At 65.2% G+C, this 1,036-nt stretch carries 1 protein-coding gene; it reads right to left on the bottom strand.

Features of this window, described 5'->3' with window-relative positions:
• Positions 1 to 162: 162 nt before the first annotated feature.
• Positions 163 to 840: a hypothetical protein gene (locus tag FEF15_RS19200; protein WP_240454254.1), complete on the bottom strand. Its 678-nt coding sequence runs from the start codon at positions 838 to 840 to the stop codon at positions 163 to 165.
• Positions 841 to 1,036: the final 196 nt, after the last annotated feature.

Here is a 1,036-nt window from a genome sequence, read left to right as displayed (position 1 = left end):
GCCACTCTCCGACTGTTGGCGTCTGATAGACCGGCAACCGTGTCAGCCAGTAGGCCCCCCGGGCGCCTGACGGCGCCTTCGCGCGGCAGAGCCGCCCTCCAACACTGTGGGGGCGGCTTTGTTTTGGGTGGCAAGCGGGCCTGCCACCCTGCTGCTGACCTGTCAGAAGGTGTAGCTGATGCCGATCACGGCAACCGGGTAGACGGAGAGCTCGTCGGCTTCGTCTTCCAGGCGCTGCTCTTCGCGCCGCAGGCTGTCACGGAAGGTGGCATTATTCGCTTCATAGTTCTCCGAGGAGCTGAGCGATACGTCCACATTGGTGGCCATCACGCCGACCTCCGAGAAGAAGCCGAAGCCGCTTTCGTGCGAACTGCGCCAGCCCAGGCCGGCATAGGGCTGCACCCCGTCGGCGATGGTCAGCTGGCCGTTCAGGGTGCCGACATCGCTGGCCGTGTAGGTGGTGCCGTCGAATTCGAAGTCGCCGTTCTCCTTGGCGCGGCCGGTCACGTTGGCTTCCATGTCTGGCAGCATGGCGCCGACGGTGAGGAAGAAGCGCCCGGCGAAGGGGTAGTAGTCGAGCTTCAGCGCGCCGGCGGCGAGGCTGACATCGCCGCTGTAGTTGGCCTCTTCGGTGTCATAGTCGCCGTCCCAGTCGAGGCCGCCGGTGTAGCGGGTGGAGACACCCAGCCGCTCGTGGAAGCGCCAGGAAACATCGGCGCCCACGCCGGTAGTGCCGCCGATCGCACCCACGGTCACGCGGTTGTCAAAGGCCTGGGTCTGGGCGGCGCCCAGGGTGAGCAGGGCGCCGGTAAGGCTGGCGGCCAACAGCTTCATTTTCATCGATGAGTTCCTTGTGTTCCCTTGTATCCCTTGTCGTTCGGCCTGCACCCTTCCTGGCGATCAGGACAGTGCCGTTTACGGCACAGGGAGGGTATCGGCGGCTGGGCCGGCAACTTGAGACCTGCCACCTTGGTTGGCAATGGGATGGAGTCCTCCCCACCCTGCACCGGCGTCATTGCGCCACATTGGTGGGTGA

Source organism: Halomonas sp. NO4 (assembly GCF_010994375.1).
GTDB lineage: Bacteria > Pseudomonadota > Gammaproteobacteria > Pseudomonadales > Halomonadaceae > Halomonas.
Note: the sequence above shows the minus strand (reverse complement) of the source record. Positions and strands in the feature narration are given on the sequence as shown.

Bases quoted from the DNA above. Each gene is read 5' to 3' on its own strand.
- FEF15_RS19200 (WP_240454254.1), bottom strand. From the start codon at position 840: ATGAAAATGAAGCTGTTGGCCGCCAGCCTTACCGGCGCCCTGCTCACC.